A 17,446-nucleotide genomic window follows, 5' to 3' on the forward strand; every position below is an offset into this window, starting at 1 on the left:
AGATGAAATATTATTTTTCTATGGAATAAAAATTGGTCTCAAAGGATATAGAGCAATGTTCATAGAAATCGGTGAATTTTTAAATCTTCGTTTAAAACAAATGGGTATCCAACATCTTTTTGGAGTACCTGGTGATTTTAACCTTTCATATCTAGAACAAGTTGAAGCAGACCCACAACTCGAATTTATTGGAAATTGTAATGAATTAAATGCTGCTTATGCAGCAGACGGCTATGCACGAATTAACGGTTTTTCTGCCTTGGCAACCACTTATGGTGTAGGTGACTTAAGTGCGATTAATGGCATCGCAGGTGCCTATGCAGAAAATGTACCTCTTATTCATATTTCTGGTATTCCACCATTACATGCGGTTCAAAAGGGCACTTTAATACATCATACGCTTGTCGATGGTAACTATGACAATATTATGAACTGTATGAAAGAGTTCACAGTTGCCCAAACACGTTTAACTCCTGCAAATGCAGCTTTTGAAATTGACCGTGTATTACGTCAGTGTTTCCTTGAACGCCGTCCTGTACACATTCAACTACCAGGCGATATTACTCACGTTAAGATTGAAGTATCTGAACGTCCACTCGACCTAAGCTATCCAGCTGTTGAACCTGAATTATTGCAAAGTGTAGTAAGCAAACTCTGTAACATTATTGAGAATGCTCAAAGTCCAGCGCTTCTTATTGATAATGAAGCTTCGGTTTTTGGTGTAACGTCGCTTTTAAACGATTTATCACAAAAATGCTCAATTCCATTTGCAGGTATGAATACTGCAAAAAATATTATGGATGAAGGCTCACCTCGTTACATCGGAACTTATGTGGGTGGTGCAAGCCAACCACATGTGAAAAATATCATTGAACAATCTGACTGCTTAATTGGTGTTGGTGCACGCTTTACCGATGTTGGTTCGGCTGTATTTACTCATCAAATTGAAACCAAGAACTACATCGAAATTAAATCTTATGGCCTGAATATTTTTGGTCAGGATTTTCCGGGTATTGAGATTGGTCAGTTACTCGTTGAGCTAAATAAAAAAGTTGCACCACGTAAATCGACAACACCTCTTCTTGAAAAACAACCGCCGAAAGTAATAGAAGCTCCAGCTCAACAAAAGCTTAGCCAAGATGTGCTTTGGAATTACATTTCAGGTTTCTTAAAAGAAGATGATGTAATTATTGGTGAAGTCGGAACATCAAACTCAGCTTTGTCAGGAATAAAGCTTCCAGCTACAGCTAAATATATTGCTCAGCCACTTTGGGGTTCTATTGGTTACACCTTACCGGCTTTACTTGGTAGTTTGCTGGCCGCGCCTGAACGTCGTCAAATTTTATTTATTGGTGATGGTTCATTCCAACTTACGGTACAAGAACTCTCTACGATTATCCGTCACGGTTTAAAGCCAATCATTTTCTTGCTGAACAATGGCGGTTATACCATTGAGCGCTTAATTATGGGTGAAAACGCAGCCTATAACGATGTGCAAAACTGGAAATACACTGAAATCCCGGCTGTGTTTAACGGTAAAAAAGGCCATACAACTTATGTGGTTGAAACTGCTGGGCAACTGAAGAGTGTTTTAGATAACGTTCAGCAAAATGATCAGTTAACTTTTATTGAATTAAAACTACCAGCAATGGATGCACCAGTAAGTTTGAAAAAATTTGCTTCTGTGATTGCGCGTTTTGACTACGGTGATCGTGGCTACGAAATTTTAAAGGAACGTTCCCAACCGATTAAATGTAAGGATGCAATCTCTTTTTAAATAGAGGACAGGACACGTCTTCTCAAAAATTAAATGGACTCATATTAAAGCTATTTATGTCCGAAGGTCGGTTTCTGATCTTCGGATATGGTGCTGAATAAAGGTGTACAGGAAGTGACACCAACATTGGAGATAATGTTATGGATGCAAACAATAAGCACGAGTTAAAACAAGGCTTATCCAATCGGCATATTCAACTCATCGCACTCGGAGGGGCGATTGGAACAGGTTTATTCTTAGGTCTTTCTCAAACAATTAAACTGGCTGGTCCTTCAATCTTATTAGGATATGCAATTGCAGGCGTGATTGCCTTTTTGATTATGCGTCATTTAGGTGAAATGGTTGTTGAAGAACCGGTAAGCGGCTCTTTTAGCTATTTTGCGAACAAATACTGGGGCAAAATGGCTGGCTTTATGTCTGGCTGGAACTACTGGGTTTTGTATGTGCTGGTGAGCATGGCTGAATTGAGCGCAATTGGGACTTTTATACAGTTTTGGTGGCCTGAAATTCCGACATGGCTGACTGCTTTATTTTTCTTTATTTTAATTAACGGCATTAACTTGGTAAATGTCCGCTTTTTTGGGGAATCCGAGTTCTTATTTTCCTGCATTAAAATTGTTGCGATTTTAAGCATGATTGGCTTTGGTGCTTATCTGTTATTTTCAGGCTCAGCAGGTCCGCAAGCAGGTATTGCAAATTTATGGCAACACGGTGGTTTCTTCCCGCATGGGATTCACGGTTTTGTCATGGCTCTGGCTGTCATTATGTTTGCATTTGGTGGTTTGGAATTAATTGGTATTGCTGCAGCGGAAACGAAAAAACCTGAAACCACTATTCCAAAAGCAGTAAATCAGATTGTTTACCGTATCCTGATTTTTTATATCGGTGCGATCGGTATTCTTTTATGTCTTTATCCATGGAATATGGTGGCAGAAGGCGGTAGTCCATTTGTCATGATTTTCCAGTCACTCAATAGTAATGGTGTTGCGAACGTTCTAAACTTTGTGGTCTTGATTGCTGCTATTTCGGTTTATAACAGTTGTATCTATTGTAATAGTCGTATGTTGCATGGCTTGGCAGAGCAGGGCAATGCTCCGGCAATTTTGAAAAAAGTAAACAGCCGTGGTATTCCAGTACCGGCAGCAGTTGTTTCTGCATCTATTACAGCAATATGTGTCGTTGTGAATTATCTGATTCCTGGTCAAGCTTTTCAGCTCTTTATGATGTTGGTTGTCGCAGCACTTGTCATTAACTGGCTTATGATTTCAGTCACACATTTGAAATTTACTAAAGCGATGAAATTGCAAAAACGTCAAACTAAATTTCAAAGTATTCTTAGCCCATGGAGTAACTATTTAACCATTAGCTTTGTATGCTTTATTCTTATTATTATGGCGTTTACACCAGATATGAGGTTGGCTGTTATTTTAGGGCCAATCTGGCTTGCTGTTTTAGCTGTGATGTATTTCTTAAAATATCGCAAAAAAATGGTAGCGATGCCAGAAGTACAATCGAATTGATCGTCTAAATTGACAATGATATTGCGGTTACCTAATTTAAAGTCGGTAACCCTTTATCTTTTGTCATATTATTTTAATGTTACAAAGAAAATAATTATTTTTAGAAATTTTTAATCATATTTTTAAAAATAGGAAATATTTAAATCATAAAATTAATAACATCGTAAATTAGTGGATTTTAATATATTTATAATAAATTTTATTTTTATAATTTATAAATAACTATATTTTGGATTTTTAATCATTGTCATAATAAACATGATGACCTTCTGTAAAATAGGTGAGAAGTTTGAATTAAATAACTGATAATAAATAAAAAGAATAATATGACAATCGACATTATAAAAATCATTAAAGCGTCATCATACTGTAACTTATTTGTCATATTTTCTATTCACAATGCAGCTATCGAAGAGCGTACAAGCACTCAACAAAAAGTGACGTACAACCTATTGCATTAATGAGAGAGAACAGAATGCGCTTAAATCCACGTCAAATCGCAATTGCGTTAGCAGTAACTGGGGCAGCTGTAACAACGACTGCAAATGCAGCTCGTGATACGATTCAAATTGCTGGTTCTTCAACTGTATTACCGTTTGCCAGCGTTGTAGCTGAAGAGTTTGGTAATACATTCCCTCAATTTAAAACTCCTGTAGTGGGTTCTGGCGGTTCTTCTGCTGGTTTGAAACAATTCTGTCAAGGTGTTGGCGATAATACAATCGACGTTGCAAACGCTTCTCGTAAAATTAAAAGCACTGAAATTGAAGCCTGTAATAAAGCTGGTGTAAAACAAATCCAAGAAATTAAAATTGGTTACGACGGTATCGTATTTGCGTCTAACTCAAACAAAGCAGCTTATAAATTAAAACCTTACCATGTGTTCGCTGCTTTAGCTGCACAGTTACCTTCAAAAGGTAAATTGGTTCCAAACCCATATACAAACTGGAACCAAATTGATAAAACACTTCCAAATGAGCCGATTACTCTTGTAATCCCTGCATCTAACCATGGTACTCGTGAAGTTTTCCAAGAAAAAATGGTTGAAGCTGGTTGTGAAGCATATGAATACTTCAAGAGCTTAGACAAAGATGCTCAGAAGAAAGCATGTTCTACTTTCCGTAAAGATGGCCGTGTAATTGAAATCGCTGGCGACTATACAGAAACATTGGCTCGCTTAAAAACTTCTCCAAGTGCAGTAGGTGTGTTTGGTTTAAGTTTCTATGACATGAACCGTGACAAGTTACGTGTGGCAACAGTAAACAACGTTGTTCCATCTGAGAAGACAGTATTAAATGGTACATACCCTGTATCTCGTCCATTGTACTTCTACGTGAAAGGTGAACACTTAAAATCAGTTAAAGGCTTACCGAAATATGTAGAATATTTCGTAAGCAAAAAAGCGACTGGTAAAGGTTCTAAAGCTGAGCGTGATGGTTTAATCGCGATGTCTGATGCTGAACGTGCAAAAGTTTTGGCTGACTTTAAAGCAGGTAAAACTGTTAAATAAGTTAGTTTGAATGAAGGCTGGTGATCTTAAGGGTTCATCAGCCTTTTTGTCTAACTTGTTTTTCCAAATTATGACAATTGAGAAAACAGTGGAGAGTACATGAATCTGCTACTTATCGGTGTGTTGTTAGCCCTTGTGGCCATCGCATATCAACTTGGGCTGAGAAAGAGCCGTAACATAGCAGGTAAGGGAAGCAACTCGGCGACATTACATTCTCGTCCTGGTTATTATGGCGCACTGGTTGGTCTTTGGTGCGGTATCCCTGCTTTTTTAATTTTGATCATTTGGAACTTGGTTGAACCAAGTATTTTAAATCATATTATTTTTAATAATATTCCGGCGTCTGTAAGTGCTTCGCTTGATGAAGCAGGCAGAAGTGTACTGATTGATCGTGTTCAATCAATCGCTTCAGGTTTTGGTGTAAGTGATAAACCAGCTGCTTATGAATTAGCTGCTGCTCAACAGTTTGCAAAATTTCAAACCATTGGCTCTTTTGCCAAATTTGCTGTTGTCGTTTGTGCAGCTTTACTCGGTTTAGTGTGGGCAAAGAAAAAAATCAATCAACAATACCGTGCTCGTAACCAAGTTGAACGTGCCATTAACGTTGCTTTGATTTTATGTTCGGGTGTAGCGATTTTAACCACCATCGGTATCGTAATGTCGATGTTTGGCGAAGCAATGCACTTCTTCCGTTTTGTTAGCCCAGTAGACTTTTTCTTTGGTACAGAGTGGAATCCGGGCTTTAGTACTTCCGGTAATGCTGAAGGCAGTTATGGTTTATTACCATTGCTATGGGGTACGCTCATGGTCAGTGGTATAGCGCTACTCGTTGCTGTACCAGTTGGATTAATGATTGCAATTTATTTAGCTGAATATGCTTCACCATGGTTCCGTTCATGGGCGAAACCAGCAATTGAAGTATTAGCTGGTATTCCAACAATTGTTTATGGTGTATTTGCCATGATGATTATTGGACCATTCTTTAAAGCAGCAGGCGCTTCTATTGGTTTAGAGATTAATGCGACGAGTGCTTTAACTGCTGGTTTTGTGATGGGGATTATGATTATCCCGTTTGTTTCATCTTTGTCTGATGACATTATTACTCAAGTCCCGCGTGCACTGCGTGATGGTTCTTTAGGACTTGGTGCAACTAAGTCTGAAACAATTCGCCAAGTCGTATTACCAGCAGCTTTGCCGGGTATTACAGGTGCTTTCTTATTGGCAGTCTCTCGTGCTGTTGGGGAAACTATGATTGTGGTTTTAGCAGCAGGGAACAGTCCACTTTTACACGCAAATCCATTTGAAGCTGTTTCTACTGTGACCGTAACTATTGTAAAGCAGTTGACCGGAGATACAGACTTCTCAAGTCCACAAGCATTGGTTGCATTTGCGCTAGGTCTAACACTATTTGTGATTACCTTGGGATTAAACATTGTAGCACTGTACATTGTGCGTAAATACCGTGAGCAATACGAATGAGTACATCAAATACATCGTCTCCTATGGATCAGAACGTATTTGATCCGAAAGCTGCTGCTGAAACGCGTGAACGACGTAAACAGGTGATTGAAAAATCTTTGGCTAAACGCCATCGCAAAGAAAAAGCTTTCCGTTTTGCGGGTTTCTCGGCAGTTATTATTGGTCTTGCATTCGTTGCTCTCTTGTTCGGTAGCATTTTGGCAAAAGGTTTACCAGCTTTTTGGCAAACCAGTATGAATGTTCCAATTTACTTTGACCCTAAAGTCATTGATGCAGGGCCAGTACCTGTACGTACTCAAGGTGAAACACCGGCTCATTACCAAGAACGTTATGTTGATTGGCAAACTAAAATGGGTATGGTGGATTGGGATGGCATCATTGTAAATGGAATGATTGCTAAAGATCCTGCACTTGCATCACAACGCGATTATTTAAGTAGCTTATATGCAAGCTCAGAAGCTTATCGCTTACGTGATATGGTTTTTGCAGATCCATCACTCATTGGTAAAAAAGAAAATATTACTTTCTTGGGCGATGCGAATGTCGATGTTTGGTTAAAAGGTAATATTGATCGTTCATTGCCAGATGATCAGCAACAACTTGATCCAGAAGTGCGTAAGCTTGCAGATGATCTAAAAGCAAAAGGCGTTCTTGAAAGTACATTTAACTTGAACTTATTTAAGAACCCTGACTCACGTAGTTCACCAGCAATCAGTGGTCTTGCAGGTGCATTCATGGGTTCATTATTCATGATGCTGATTGTAATCATCATTGCGATTCCAATCGGTGTTGCTAGCGCAATCTATCTTGAAGAGTTTGCTCCAAAAAATGTTCTTACCGACATTATTGAAGTCAACATTAATAACCTTGCTGCTGTTCCTTCTATCGTATTTGGTTTACTTGGTGCTGCAATCTTCATTGGCTGGATGCACTTACCTCTATCAGCTCCGCTGGTAGGTGGATTGGTTTTAAGCTTAATGACATTACCGACAGTCATTATTACAACCCGTGCCTCATTAAAAGCAGTGCCACCTTCTATTCGACAAGCTGCACTTGGTTTAGGAGCTTCTAAGTTCCAAACTATTTTCCATCATGTTTTACCGTTGGCATTACCAGGCATTATGACAGGGGCAATTATTGGGGTTGCCCATGCACTTGGTGAAACCGCACCTTTACTTTTAATCGGGATGAGTGCATTCGTTGCAAGTATTCCAACAACACCATTTGATCAAGCAACTGCTTTACCTGTTCAAGTTTACTTATGGCAAGGTAATGAGTTGCGTAACTTCTTCGAAGGCCGTACTGCCGCTGCGATTATCGTACTACTTGCATTAATGATTGGTTTAAACAGTCTTGCAATTTGGTTACGTAAAAAGTTCGAAGTGCGTTGGTAATAGAGGATAAATCATGAATACTATTGATATTACGAATTCCTTAGAAAAGGATAAGTTAGTGAATACTGAACAATCGCAATTTACAGACAAACCGCTGAATCATGGCACTTCGTATGTTTCGCATTTTGAACCACAAACTTCAAAAAAGCAGAACTCAACCGAAATCAAGATTAGTGCACAAGATGCCCATGTTTACTATGGTGATTTTGAAGCCATTAAAGGTATTGATCTAGACATTTACCAAAACGAAGTAATTGCGTTTATTGGTCCGTCAGGTTGTGGTAAATCAACGTTTCTTCGTACTTTAAACCGTATGAATGACACCATTGATGGTTGCCGTGTAACAGGTAAAATTACCCTCGATAATCACAATATTTATGACCCAAATCTAGACGTAGTGCTATTGCGTGCTCAGGTGGGTATGGTGTTCCAAAAGCCAAATCCATTCCCTAAATCGATTTTTGACAACGTGGCTTATGGCCCAAAACTTCATGGTTTAGCACGTGATAAGTACGACCTAGAAGAAATCGTTGAAAATAGCTTACGTAAAGCTGGTTTGTGGGATGAGGTTAAAGACCGTTTGAATCAACCAGGCACAGGTTTATCAGGTGGTCAGCAACAGCGTTTATGTATTGCACGTACCATTGCTGTTAGTCCTGAAGTGATTTTAATGGATGAACCGTGTTCTGCACTCGATCCAATTGCGACAGCAAAAGTAGAAGAATTGATTTCTGAATTGTCGAATCAATATACGATCGTAATTGTGACTCACTCAATGCAGCAAGCTGCACGTGTTTCTGATCGTACTGCTTATTTCCATTTAGGTGATTTGATTGAAGTCAACTCAACTGAAAAAGTCTTTACTCAACCCGATCATCAGTTAACGGAAGCATATATTACTGGACGCTTCGGTTGATTAATCATCAATAAAAGAAAAAGAGCCAAGTGCTCTTTTTTATTTTATAAATGAAAATGACTCTATTTTGCAAAATCGCTATTGAATTTTAATCAAAAGGACCACATCTTAAGGCTATAAAGATAAACTTATGAGCTTAGAATTTTATGTTATTCCATTTGCCTAAACTCCCTGCGGAAATACGTGTTAGTCATTTAAATGCGCGTGTAAATGAACAGAGAAAAAAAATTGCACAAACTACGGCAAGCCGTTTAGAACTTTTACAATTAGCTCAACAACTTGCTAAAGAAGCTAAAATTCGCCGTAAAAATAATCAGAAGATTTTTGTTTTAGATTTCAAAGGCGATATTCAAGCTTCGGCAGTTGAGAACTTACGTGAAGAAATAACTCTTATTTTAGCAACTGCTAAAGCAGGGCGTGACCGTGTTGTCGTTCGTCTCGAAAGTCCAGGTGGTATGGTCCATGGTTATGGTCTGGCAGCAGCTCAATTGGTACGCTTACGCGATGCAGGTTTTCATTTAACGATTTGCGTAGACAAAGTAGCAGCAAGTGGCGGCTATATGATGGCATGTATTGCAAATGAAATTATTACTGCACCATTTGCAATTGTGGGTTCGATTGGAGTGGTAGCTCAAGTTCCAAACTTTAATCGTCTTTTGAAAGAGCATAATGTGGATTTTGAGCTTTACACAGCAGGGCAGTATAAGCGCACAGTCACCATGTTTGGCGAAAATACCCCAGAAGGTAAAGCGAAGTTCGAAGAAGAACTCCAACAAACACACGTTTTATTTAAACACTTTGTAGAAAAGTATCGCCCACAGCTGAATGTCGATAAGGTGGCTACAGGTGAACATTGGTATGGTGAAGATGCGCTAGATCTAAACCTTGTTGATAAATTACAAACATCTGATGAATATCTACTGGGTCTATTGCCTCAACATGATGTATACGTCATTAATACACGTAAGAAAGCGACCTTAGGTGAGAAGTTAGGTTTGCAAGCGGCACAAATGGCAGATGGTTTGATTCCTGCTGTAATGAGTAAAGTAATGGAGAGCCTTGCAAAAGCGAACACGACGCTTGTGCAAGTACGTGATCCAAAACTATAAGTTTATCTAGTTCTAATTTTATAAAAGGCCAGCTTAAATGCTGGTTTTTTTATAAAGTTAATATTCAAAGTTGTCTGGTTAAATATATTTAGATTTTTACTAGAAAGTAAAAAATAAATATTGATAAATATACTTTTTGAATTGTGATAAACACATGGTTTTGATATTTTAAGCAGCAATAAAATAGCTTTTAGATGAAACATTTAAAAAGTTAGACATTTAAAAATATAACTGAAATTTAGGACAGGAAATAATGACAAGAATAATTGTAGCATCCAAAGAGGGTTTGGACGTTCTGCAAGATGGTCAGCTCAGTAAAGTGGTTCTAAACCAACCTGCGATTATCCAGATTGGTGTGAGCCAACAAGATATTGCATCAATGGTTAAACAAGGTGGAAACTTAGTGATCCATTTGAAAAATGGTGAAACGCTTGTTTTAGAAAACTTCTTTAATGAAGCAAATAATACGACAGATCATTCACTTGTTTTTCCGACTGAACATGGAAAATTTGTCGAAGCACAATTTGATGCTAAGGGTAAGGTGATTGACTATACAGGTCTAAACCATGTCACAGATTTAGCCTATACCAGCACGAGCCAACCAGCTGCATCAATGGCAGTCGATGAGTCCCCAACTTTTTCGATGGGTAATGTCCTAAAAGCAGGCTTAGCAGTTTTAGCCGCTGAAGGTTTATACCTTTGGGCCTTTGATAAAGATGACAAAGACGACTCTTCAGGACCTGTAGATATCCTACCGCCTGCTGCACCGACGGCTACCGTTGCCGATGATACTGTTACGGTTAATGGTAAAGCAGAAGCTAATGCAAAAATTTATCTTAAAGATGCTGCTGGAAATACAGTCGCAACAGGTGTCGCAGATGCAAGTGGTAATTTTACAATTAAACTCGATAAACCTTTAGCAAATGGAAATAAATTAAATGTTTTTGCTGAGGATGCTGCTGGTAATATGTCTAAAGCAGGTACTGTGACTGGTAGTAAAGACACAATTGCTCCCGATGCCCCACAAGCCCAGTTAAGTGAAGATGGTTCATTGTTAACTGGTAAAGCTGAAGCAAATGCAAAAATTACTGTTTATGACGCTAGCGGTAAGATATTGGGTACTGTAACTGCGAATAAAGAGGGTATTTTTTCTTTAAAACTTACTTCTCCATTGACGAGTGAAGCAGGTGGAAAAGTTATTGCAGAAGACGCAGCCGGCAATAAATCTGAGCCAACTAAAATCATTGCAGGAAAAGATACTTTTGCTCCAGATGCTCCTTTAGTTGAAGTAAATAAAGAAGGCACCAAGGTTGAAGGACAAACTGAGCCTAATGCAAAAGTTCAAATAAAAGATGCTGATGGTAAAGTGATTGGAACCGGTACGGCAAACGCTCAAGGCGAGTTTCAAATTACGCTTTCTTCTGCTTTAAAAGAATCACAAAAGGTAACGGTTATTGTTGAAGATACAGCGGGTAATACATCTAAACCTTTAGAAATTTCCTCTGGCTATGACACTATAGCGCCAGATAAGCCTACCGCTCAAGTGAATGCGGATGGCACCTCTGTTACTGGTACAGCTGAACCCAATGCAAAAATCGAGATCAAAAACTCAGCTGATAAGGTTATCGGTACTGGTACAGCAGATGCAAATGGTAAATTTACAATTACGATTTCACCTGCTTTAACCGATAGCTCGAAAGGTTCTGTAATAGCAATCGACAGTTCAGGGAATAAGTCTACTGCGCTGGAAATTGTTGGCAGTGATAAAGATACGATTCCACCAGCTAAGCCTGTTTTAAAAAGTTTAGATGATGATGTGGGGGCTTTAAAGGGGGCAATCCTAGCTGGTTCTGAAACTGATGATGCCAAACCAAAATTTACTGTTCAAGTTGAATCCAATGCGACTTTGACTATTTACGATAATGGGGTAGCCATCTCAATTATTAAAGTAGGTGATTTAGGTACTAGTAAGACTTGGTCATTCACACTAGATAAAGATTTAGCCTTAGGGAAACATACCATTACTTTAATGCAAACAGATGCTGCAGGGCTTACAAGTGAAGTGAGTTCGCCATTTACGTTTTATGTGGTTGCTCCAAAGACTGCGAGCTTAAGTGATGCAGCAGTTGATACTGCTCATGCAGAAACTGTATCTGTTGCTGATAGCGTTGGCCTAAATACATTAAAGTTAGTCCAAAACACAACGAATGAAGCGGACAGTCAGCAGCATAAATCTGTACCAATAGATGATTTGTTAAAAAGTTCTGCCTCTAGTGAACCAGACCCAATTGAAACTCTTTTATCATCAACAGCACTAAAGCCTACACAAGTAAATGATCAAAGTGATATAACTACCAACGCTAACAATACGACAGCTCATCTTGAGCATGTTTTACCTGATACAACTTCTTCCGTTTTACAAAACCTCATAGAACAGACGAATCCTGTCGTTTAAATTGGTCTTAAGAAAAGCGCTCATTGAGCGCTTTTTTATTTATGAGTTATTTGTTTTAGAGGGAAGCACTAGTGCTGGAAGTCCATAGATAATTGCCCCAATCGTTGCTAATAGCATATCTTTATGTGCATCCCACATGTCACCTTGTTGCCCATTATAATTTTCGGCTTCTTCAGGTGATAATCCAATTGCAATTGCCCATTCAATAAGTTCATATAAAACGCTTGATGCCATTACGAATTGAACCACTAGTAAAAATAGACTAAATGGTTTTGCTGAGGGTAACCATACTTGAAAAACACGATAAATAAGAGGGTAGAGCAAAACGCCATAAACGAGGTGAACTAAACGATCATACATATTACGGGACCAACCCATATATTGATCTAAGTTGAAATGGAATACCTGCTGTATCCAATCATTGTACGGAACGTATGAATACAAATAGTGCGCACCGATAATATGGATGAGCAAAAACAGCAAATAAAAAGTAAAACTTAAAAAGTCGAGCCCAATCTTTTTAAAGATAACAAAGAGCAAAATTAACATGAAAACAGTGCCAGCTTGATGAAGTAAATAAGCTTCGAATTCAAGAGGCTGAATACCTGAGATGACAATTGCAATCAAAAGCAGGCCAAGAGCAATATAGTGTTTTAGTTTGAATTGTTTTTCGATCATTTTATGAAGGCTTTATTGTGATTTGTATCAGTGTAATAAAAAAGCGAAGCCTAAGCTCCGCTTTTTGTAAACTTTTTAATTAGATTTTGCTAATTAAATCGTTAATTTGTTTCGCTTGTTCAGCTGCATTACCTGTGTAAGTTGCAGGCGTAAGCTCAGCTAAACGTGCGCGTTCTTCGCTTGGTACTTGAGAAAGTTCGTCACCATTTACGAAATTAACCATCATGTCACGGGTCATTGCTTGACCACGAGTTAATGCTTTTAACTTCTCATATGGTTTTTCAATGTTGTAGCGACGCATTACAGTTTGAATTGGTTCAGCTAAAACTTCTTGAGCTTGGTCTAAATCTTCATTTAAACGGTTTGCATTTAACTCAAGTTTACCAACACCTTTTAAACACGCATCGAAAGCAATTAAGCTTTGCGCAAAACCGACACCCATATTACGTAATACAGTTGAGTCAGTTAAGTCACGCTGCCAGCGAGAAATTGGTAATTTTTCGCCTAAGTGAGCCAATACTGCATTTGCAATACCTAAGTTACCTTCAGAGTTTTCAAAGTCAATTGGGTTAACTTTGTGTGGCATTGTTGATGAACCAACTTCGCCTTCTTTCAATTTTTGTTTGAAGTAACCTAGAGAGATGTAGCCCCATACGTCACGGTTAAAGTCGATCAAAATCGTATTGAAACGACGTAACGCATCAAACAATTCTGCCATGTAGTCATGTGGTTCGATTTGTGTCGTGTAAGGGTTGAATGTTAAACCTAAAGATTCAACAAAAGCTTGAGCATGTGCAGCCCAGTCAACATCTGGATAAGCAGATAAGTGCGCGTTGTAGTTACCTACAGCACCATTGATTTTGCCAAGTAACTCAACATTTTTAAATTGTTTGATTTGACGAGCTAAACGGTATGCCACGTTTGCCATCTCTTTACCCAAAGTTGTTGGGCTAGCAGTTTGACCATGTGTACGAGACAACATTGGTTGTTCTGCATGAGTTGTTGCCAAAGCAGAGATCGCATTTAGGATTTGCTTCATGCTTGATACTAAAACTTCACGACCGTTTTTAAGCATAAGCGCATGAGACAAGTTATTGATGTCTTCTGATGTACATGCAAAGTGAATGAACTCGCCCGCATTTTGTAATTCAGCAATACCCGCAATCTTCTCTTTTAAGAAATACTCAACTGCTTTTACATCATGGTTAGTTGTACGTTCAATTTCTTTAATGCGGTTTGCATCTTCTTCAGAGAAGTTGCTAACAATTGCATCTAAAGCTGCGTTTGTTTCGTTTGAGAAAGGAGCAACTTCAACAATTTCTGGACGGTTAGAAAGTGCTTGTAACCAACGCACTTCTACAGTGACACGAGCATGGATTAAACCAAACTCAGAAAGAAAAGGGCGTAGCGCATCACATTTGCTGGCATAACGTCCATCTAATGGTGATAGAGCGGTTAAAGCGTTCATAACGATTCCTTAATGTTGGAATAAACATAAAACTAAAAAAATCTCGTTTATAGTCTTAAATGACTTGGTACTGTAAACGAGCAAGTGCTTGAATATCCTGTAGCAATTTACGTTTGCTAAAAATCATGTTCCATGAACTACCGCCGAGTTGTCGCCATAAATGGGCCATTTGCAAGCCAGTAAACAGACAAGCGCGGATGCGGTTAGTATGGTTGGTATCTTTAAATGCTTCTGCATTACCACGAACTAAAATGCGTGGATTAATCTGCCCGGCAGTATCAACATAAGTTTGTGCCAAATTGGCTAAAATGCTTGGATGTAAATAGTTATTATCAAAAAAAGAAAGCTGTTTTAAAATTTTCTGCTGAGCTTTCTCGATGATTGCGACATATTCAGGATTGCTATAAACCTTTTTCTCTAGCTGTAAAAGCGACATCGCGTAGGACATTGGAAGTTTGGCTGTGCCCATTTTTGGAAGTCGAGATTTAGGCATGTTTGAAAAAGGTTGAGTAATACAATTTTCGAGTGTTTTAAGCCCTAAAGAAATATCAGCCAACTGATTAAAAAAATCTAAGGTTTGAACACCATTATTGGCTGTAGGGCGAATATTTAAACTCGCTTTAATTAACAGCTCAAAATAGAAGTTACCACTTTCACCAATACTTTGTTGACCCGTCATCGCTGTCATATGAGTAAGCTGGGTGGCCTGAAATACCCCAGCCAAGGCAAGGGCACGGTTTTGTCGAACATTCAAGGCTTGTGATTGTTGAAATGGTAACTCCACCATGCCATTCATTCCCTTAAATAAAATTTGGTGTAGGGGCATTTGTATGGTGAATGACACCCCCGCCTAAGCAAACTTCATCTGAATAAAATACAACGCTTTGACCCGGTGTAACAGCACGCTGAGGTTCATCAAACTCTACGCGTACACCGTGTTCAGTGTTTTCATCAATAAAAATTGTACATGCCTGATCAGGTTGACGGTAGCGTGTTTTTGCTGTGCAGCGTAATCCTTCAACAGGAATATTTTGTTCACCCGCTACCCAGTCAATTGACTCACTCCAAAGCTGAGTGCTTTGCATGAGTGGATGTTCATGTCCCTGACCAACAACGAGGCGATTATTATCTAGATCTTTATGTAGTACGAACCATGCACCCTCAGCTGCACCTTTCAAACCACCTAGACCAATTCCACCACGCTGACCGAGCGTATAGTACATCAGACCGTGATGTTCACCAACTTCTTTACCTGTATCAAGTACAATTTTCCCCGGTTGAGCGGGCAAATATTGTTTAAGGAAGTCATTAAAACGACGTTCCCCAATAAAACAGATTCCTGTTGAGTCCTTTTTCTTAGCTGTAGCAAGATCAAGTTCTTCAGCAATTCGGCGAACTTCAGGTTTTTCGATTTCGCCTACAGGGAATAAAGTTTTATTAATTTCTCTACCATGAACAGCGTGCAAGAAATAGGTTTGGTCTTTATTGTTATCTACACCACGTAATAATGGGGCATATGCTTCGCCTTTAGAGTTATATGCAGTTTCACCACGACGTGCATAATGACCAGTCGCGATAAAGTCTGCACCTAAAGTCATAGCATGATCTAAAAATGCACGGAACTTAATTTCTTTATTACATAAAATATCTGGGTTTGGTGTGCGGCCAGCCGCATATTCAGCTAGGAAAAGTTCAAACACTCGATCCCAATATTCCATAGCAAAGTTTGCTGTGTGAAGCTTAATACCAATTTTATCAGCTACTGCTTGAGCATCGGCTAGGTCTTCCATTGCTGTACAGTATTCCGTGCCGTCGTCTTCCTCCCAGTTCTTCATGAAAAGACCTTCAACTTGATAACCCTGTTGAAGTAAAAGTGCTGCAGAAACAGAAGAGTCTACACCACCAGACATACCGACGATGACACGTTGTTGCATAGGACTAGGCATCCAAATGAGAAGTTAATGAGGGAGAGAAGGGGTGCTCATAAATAAGCGATAGAGGATAATGGTGGCCTTTCATGGCATCTTCAACTGCTTTTAGCACAAGAGGACTACGGGCACGGGCAGATTCTTTGAGCTCATCTGGTGTCATCCACACAGCAGCGACAATATCTGTATCAAGTTGAGGATTACTTTCAACTTGAGTCACATGCGCTAAAAAACAGAAGCGGTAATATGTGCGATCGGGAAACATGGGCGGGGTATAAGTATAAATACCAAGCAAGGCATCAATTTCAACATGATGACCTGTTTCTTCTAAGGTTTCACGAATAGCAGCTTCTGTTAATGACTCGCCACATTCCACATGACCGGCAGGTTGGTTAAATACTGTGTGTACAAAACCTTCGCTATGCTCTTCTACAAAAAGATAGCGTCCGTCTTTTTCTACGACTGTAGCAACAGTGACATGAGGAGTCCATGCGGCCATAAAAAAGCACCATGATTTAAAAGACGTATAATACGAAATTTAGGGGTTTTTGGCTATGGTGATCTGCTAAACGATATGAGCAATACTACAAAACCATATCGTTTAAAAAACAGAACTTTTACTACTTACCATCAAGATAGATAATTAATCTTGATTTGCCTGTGCAGCTTTATGATTATTTTGCACTTTTACATAATGTCTTGCTGAATAAGGAAGAAATGCGAGTTCTTTTTCAGTGAGTGGGCGCACTTGTTGTACAGGGCTTCCTACATAGAGATAACCACTTTTTAAGACTTTGCGTGGTGGCACTAAACTGCCTGCCCCAATCATTACATCATCTTCAATAACCACGTCATCTAGAATAACGGTGTTAATACCGACTAAAACACGGTTACCAATGGTGCAGCCATGCAACGTCACATGGTGGCCAACGGTTACATCTTCACCAATAATCAGAGGTGAACCATTGGGTTTTGCGTCATTTTTATGGCTAACATGCAACATACAATGGTCTTGGACGTTACTGTTTTTACCAATTTGAATACTATTTACGTCACCACGGATGACTGCAAAAGGCCAGACAGAGACATTTTCAGCTAAGCTAACGTCACCCACCACAACAGCCATGTCATCGATATAACAGGTTGCATCTACTTGAGGGTGGTGTTCAAGATAAGGACGAATGTTCTTTGCCATGATGAGTATCAAAATAAAAT

Annotated in this window: 14 protein-coding genes; 8 read left to right on the plus strand and 6 right to left on the minus strand. The window is 39.0% G+C overall.

Annotation, left to right across the window (positions count from 1 at the left end; all coding sequences use genetic code 11):
• Positions 1 to 55: 55 nt before the first annotated feature.
• The 8 genes from F931_RS05065 (at position 56) to blp2 (ending at position 12,157) form a co-directional block, all read left to right on the plus strand.
• A complete protein-coding gene (locus F931_RS05065) occupies positions 56 to 1,777 on the plus strand; it encodes an alpha-keto acid decarboxylase family protein (protein WP_016140352.1) in 1,722 nt (573 codons plus the stop codon).
• A 140-nt stretch (positions 1,778 to 1,917) separates the two neighbouring features.
• Positions 1,918 to 3,297, plus strand: coding sequence for an amino acid permease (locus F931_RS05070; RefSeq protein WP_016140353.1), 1,380 nt, complete (start codon positions 1,918 to 1,920; stop codon positions 3,295 to 3,297).
• 475 nt (positions 3,298 to 3,772) lie between these two features.
• Positions 3,773 to 4,804, plus strand: a complete 1,032-nt coding sequence (gene sphX / locus F931_RS05075) for a substrate-binding domain-containing protein (RefSeq protein WP_016140354.1) — start codon at positions 3,773 to 3,775, stop codon at positions 4,802 to 4,804.
• Between the two features lie 99 nt (positions 4,805 to 4,903).
• Positions 4,904 to 6,283, plus strand: coding sequence for a phosphate ABC transporter permease subunit PstC (gene pstC, locus F931_RS05080; protein ID WP_016140355.1), 1,380 nt, complete (start codon positions 4,904 to 4,906; stop codon positions 6,281 to 6,283).
• Positions 6,280 to 7,677: a phosphate ABC transporter permease PstA gene (gene pstA, locus F931_RS05085; protein WP_016140356.1), complete on the plus strand. Its 1,398-nt coding sequence runs from the start codon at positions 6,280 to 6,282 to the stop codon at positions 7,675 to 7,677. The genes pstC and pstA overlap by 4 nt, the downstream gene beginning before the upstream one ends.
• Positions 7,678 to 7,690: 13 nt before the next feature.
• Positions 7,691 to 8,593 (plus strand): phosphate ABC transporter ATP-binding protein PstB, encoded by a 903-nt coding sequence (gene pstB / locus F931_RS05090; protein WP_016140357.1) that lies wholly within the window; start codon positions 7,691 to 7,693, stop codon positions 8,591 to 8,593.
• Positions 8,594 to 8,739: 146 nt separating this feature from the next.
• Positions 8,740 to 9,702 (plus strand): protease SohB, encoded by a 963-nt coding sequence (gene sohB / locus F931_RS05095; protein WP_016140358.1) that lies wholly within the window; start codon positions 8,740 to 8,742, stop codon positions 9,700 to 9,702.
• 253 nt (positions 9,703 to 9,955) lie between these two features.
• On the plus strand, positions 9,956 to 12,157 hold the full coding sequence (gene blp2, locus F931_RS05100; RefSeq protein WP_016140359.1) for an Ig-like repeat protein Blp2: 2,202 nt from the start codon (positions 9,956 to 9,958) through the stop codon (positions 12,155 to 12,157).
• Positions 12,158 to 12,196: 39 nt separating this feature from the next.
• On the opposite strand, the gene yjdF is transcribed toward blp2, so the two are convergent.
• From yjdF to yrdA, 6 genes are all read right to left on the minus strand, one after another.
• On the minus strand, positions 12,197 to 12,835 hold the full coding sequence (gene yjdF / locus F931_RS05105) for a DUF2238 domain-containing protein (protein WP_016140360.1): 639 nt from the start codon (positions 12,833 to 12,835) through the stop codon (positions 12,197 to 12,199).
• A 79-nt stretch (positions 12,836 to 12,914) separates the two neighbouring features.
• Positions 12,915 to 14,303: an adenylosuccinate lyase gene (purB, locus tag F931_RS05110; protein WP_016140361.1), complete on the minus strand. Its 1,389-nt coding sequence runs from the start codon at positions 14,301 to 14,303 to the stop codon at positions 12,915 to 12,917.
• A 55-nt stretch (positions 14,304 to 14,358) separates the two neighbouring features.
• Positions 14,359 to 15,090 carry a high frequency lysogenization protein HflD gene (gene hflD, locus F931_RS05115; protein WP_016140362.1) on the minus strand — a complete coding sequence of 244 codons (732 nt, stop codon included), beginning with the start codon at positions 15,088 to 15,090 and terminating at the stop codon, positions 14,359 to 14,361.
• Positions 15,091 to 15,103: 13 nt separating this feature from the next.
• Positions 15,104 to 16,237 carry a tRNA 2-thiouridine(34) synthase MnmA gene (mnmA, locus tag F931_RS05120; protein ID WP_005067972.1) on the minus strand — a complete coding sequence of 378 codons (1,134 nt, stop codon included), beginning with the start codon at positions 16,235 to 16,237 and terminating at the stop codon, positions 15,104 to 15,106.
• 4 nt (positions 16,238 to 16,241) lie between these two features.
• Positions 16,242 to 16,730 carry an NUDIX hydrolase gene (gene nudJ, locus F931_RS05125; RefSeq protein ID WP_016140363.1) on the minus strand — a complete coding sequence of 163 codons (489 nt, stop codon included), beginning with the start codon at positions 16,728 to 16,730 and terminating at the stop codon, positions 16,242 to 16,244.
• 144 nt (positions 16,731 to 16,874) lie between these two features.
• Positions 16,875 to 17,426: a gamma carbonic anhydrase family protein gene (yrdA, locus tag F931_RS05130; RefSeq protein ID WP_016140364.1), complete on the minus strand. Its 552-nt coding sequence runs from the start codon at positions 17,424 to 17,426 to the stop codon at positions 16,875 to 16,877.
• Positions 17,427 to 17,446 lie beyond the last annotated feature (20 nt).

It is taken from the genome of Acinetobacter pittii ANC 4050 (assembly GCF_000399685.1).
GTDB classification, from domain to species: Bacteria; Pseudomonadota; Gammaproteobacteria; order Pseudomonadales; family Moraxellaceae; genus Acinetobacter; species Acinetobacter pittii_E.